At 67.0% G+C, this 3,142-nt stretch carries 3 protein-coding genes; 2 read left to right on the top strand and 1 reads right to left on the bottom strand.

Annotated elements, in window-relative coordinates; genetic code table 11:
- Positions 1-2,213: AAA family ATPase (locus EOD07_RS28375; RefSeq protein ID WP_245470529.1), on the bottom strand; the 2,213-nt coding region annotated here is incomplete at its 3' end.
- 297 nt (positions 2,214-2,510) lie between these two features.
- Here EOD07_RS28375 and EOD07_RS28370 point away from each other — a divergent pair.
- Complete coding sequence (locus EOD07_RS28370; protein ID WP_245470528.1) at positions 2,511-2,801, top strand: DUF4242 domain-containing protein; 291 nt, start codon at positions 2,511-2,513, stop codon at positions 2,799-2,801.
- 112 nt (positions 2,802-2,913) lie between these two features.
- Positions 2,914-3,063 carry a hypothetical protein gene (locus EOD07_RS37850; protein WP_164772612.1) on the top strand — a complete coding sequence of 50 codons (150 nt, stop codon included), beginning with the start codon at positions 2,914-2,916 and terminating at the stop codon, positions 3,061-3,063.
- Positions 3,064-3,142 lie beyond the last annotated feature (79 nt).

The following is a 3,142-nucleotide window of genomic DNA, read 5'->3' as shown; positions in this document are numbered from 1 at the left end:
CGCAAGAGGACCGCGACAGGCGACGCGCGCCAGTCGCCGCTCAGTTGCAGGCGGTGCGGCTCCGCCATGCGATCCATGTCGCCGGATTCGGATCCAGGCGACAACAGCTCCCGCCAGATCGCAAGCTCGCCGAACACGGCCGGCGTCGGCGCGAGGCTTTCCGCGACCGCGATCAGGCGCAGGGCTTCCTGCCTGTCGGCTTGCCCGAGCCACGCCAGTTCGGCCAGCACCCCGGCAAAGGCCACGAGGCGCTGCAGCTCCATGCCCTTGTCCAGGAACCGCCGCATCTCCTCGACGATCGGCTCGGCCGACGGATCGCCGCGTCGGATGCGCAACCTCGCCAGCGCCACCAGCGACGGATAGCGCACGAGCGGCGTCGTTGCGTCGTCGTCGACCACCTCGTGCGCCATTGCCGCGGCATCGTTCCAAAACCCGCGGCGAAGCAGAAGCTGCGCCTGCACGCCGCGCATGTAATCGCGCCATGTCGCGAGATCGTTCTCGACGCAATAGCCGATGCCGCGCTCCAGGAACGACGCCGCCTCCTTGAAGTTGAGCCTGTTCATCTCGACGCAGGTGCAGTTCGTGAAGGCGCGCGCCGCGTGCTCCTGGAAGTTGCCCGACAACGCAATCCCAAGGCTGCGGGCGAGATCGCGCCGGCCCTTGGCAAAGTCCAGCCATTGTCCGGCGGCGCCGACATTGTTGAGGGCGTGGCAAAGGATGTCCGGGCGGTTGAGCCGCTCCGCCAGCTCGACCGCCTTGCCGCCAAGCAAAAGCGTGTCCTCGAGCCGCTCGGCGAGCATCGCCAGTTGCGAGAGGTTCGAATAGGCCATCGCCAGCTCGGCGCTGTCGGGGGCGGTCTCCAGGAGCTCAACCGCCTGCTCGCCGAAACGGTCCGCCGACTCGCGATCGCCGAGCAGATAGGCGAAGCGCGACAGGCACCTGAGGCTGTCGCCTTCCTTGAGCCGGTCGCCCAGCGCCTGGCGCAGCAGGCGCGCCCGGCCCTGCGCTTCCATCGCCATGTCGACGCGTCCGATCAGGTGGCACTCGAAGGCATGGCCTTCGTAAAGCTCCGCCCGCTTCTCCATCGGCAGGATATCCGCGTAGCGCAGGGCGACCTCGTAATAGCCCGCCGCATCGCGATGCGCGCCGACGCGGGAAGCCTCACGCGCGGCGACCGGCGCGAGCTCGCGCACCACGTCCAGGTTTTGCGCTTCCACGGCATGATGCACCAGCCTTGCGGTGGCGACGTCCGGATTTTCGCGCAAGGCTGTCAGGGCGCGCTCATTGTACTCGCGCCGTTTGCTGGGCGTCAGCGCCATCTCTATGGCCGTGCGGGCGATCTCGTGCCGGAAGGCATAGCCGTCGCCGAAATCCTCGAGCAGGCCGTGGGCGACGCATTCGGCAAGCTGGCCGGCGGCGGCGATACCGCAAAGGCCGCTGAGCGCCCAGGCGTCGGCGCGGCGCGGGAACACCGAGACCGCGTCGAGCATCGAGCGGGCGCCCGGCGACAATTTTTCGGCGCGCGCCAGCACGACGTCCCGCACGCTTGCCGGCAAGGCGCCGCTTCCCTCGGAGGCGAGCAGCTCGGTGACGAAGAAGGCGTTGCCGGCGCTCGCCCGGTAGATCGCGCCGCCATCGCGCTCGGCGGCTTCGGCCAGCGACAGCACCGCGCTTTCGCTAAGCAGTGGCACGTCGATGCGCACGACATTGCCGGCCGGGATCTCGCCGAGCGCCCGGCGCACCCGCATCTGCCCCTCGCTGCGGTCGGTGCGGGCCGTGATCAGAAGCAGGATGTGGGTGTTCGCGATGCGCCGGCCGAGGAAGCGCACGAAATCGAGCGTCGCGTCATCCGCCCAGTGCAGATCCTCGATGACGAGCAGGCATGGGCCTTTCGCCTCGAAGACGTCGAGCGCCTCGGAAAACAGGGGCAGCCGTTGCACCTGGCGGTCGTCGATCGCCCGCGGCGGCTCCCACTGCCCGTTGCGCGCCAGATCGTAAAGCGGCCCCAGCGGATCCGGAATGGACAGGTCCTCGCAGGCGCTGCGAAGCACGCTCAGGCCGTCGTCCAGCCGGCTCGCGAAGGCCTCGACCAACGCCGTCTTGCCGGCGCCGGCCTCGCCCGAGACGACCACGACGCGGCCGCGGCCCGCCATTGCCTCCGCCAACAAGGCGCCCATCTGCTGCAGCTGCGGCTGCCGTTCCAGAAGCATCATCGCTCTCTCGCGGAATTCCATCGTGGCGGGTCGCCGCCGCGATAGCGTGGGAGACGGCCCTAAAATGTGACTTTCCACACATTAAGGTGCCATCCTCCACATAAAACGTCCCAAAGATAGGGAATCGTCCCGGCCAATATGGGGAATGGCTCCGATGCGCGGCCTCGCCCGAAATGGTGATATCCGCCTCGCTCGATACGAGCGCAGGGCAATTCCAAGGAAAACCGCGTAGCGGTCGAGCTCGGCGACTTCGCGTGGCCTTCCGTCTGGAATTGCGTGGAGACTTGCAATCCGATCATGAAAGGAACGACGATCGTGCCACGTTATCTCGTTGAACGCACCTTCCCGGAAGGCCTGAACGTACCGATGAACGATGCCGGCGCCACCGCGATGGGCGGCGTCATCGCCCGCAATGCGGAGAAAGGCGTGACCTGGGTGCAATCCTTCGTCTCGCCCGACAAGTCGAAGAGCTTCTGCATCTATGACGCGCCCTCGCCAGAGGCGATCCGCAGCACCGCGCAGAAGAATTCGCTTCCCGTCGACAAGATCACGGAGGTGCGGGTCCTCGACCCCTACTTTTATCGCTGACCGGGCAGACCGTGTCGGGCAGATCGGTCCCGTCGCCGGCGGACCTGACGCCGTGCCGGATAGCGAGAGTGTATCCGCCGCGGCGTACACGGCCTCGCCCCGGCGTGGCTACATGCGACGGGCCCTGTCGGCGCTGCTTTTGCCCTTGCGGAACCGGCGCCGCCTTCTGCCGCCTCAAGATGACTATTTGAAACGCGACATCGGCCTCGAAGAGCGCGAGATGCCGCGTGAATACTGGGAATACTGGTGGCATCACCGCTGATCCCGCTTCGTCGGGATCAGCATCCATCCCTTTTCATCGACAGGCGCAGCTGACATCCGGCCTTCGCGGTCTCCGTTTG

The sequence above is a fragment of the Mesorhizobium sp. M2C.T.Ca.TU.002.02.1.1 genome (genome assembly GCF_003997225.1).
Note: the sequence above shows the minus strand (reverse complement) of the source record. Positions and strands in the feature narration are given on the sequence as shown.

Coding starts and splice junctions, on each gene's coding strand:
- EOD07_RS28370 (WP_245470528.1), top strand. CDS start 2,511: ATGAAAGGAACGACGATCGTGCCACGTTATCTCGTTGAACGCACCTTC.
- EOD07_RS37850 (WP_164772612.1), top strand. CDS start 2,914: ATGCGACGGGCCCTGTCGGCGCTGCTTTTGCCCTTGCGGAACCGGCGC.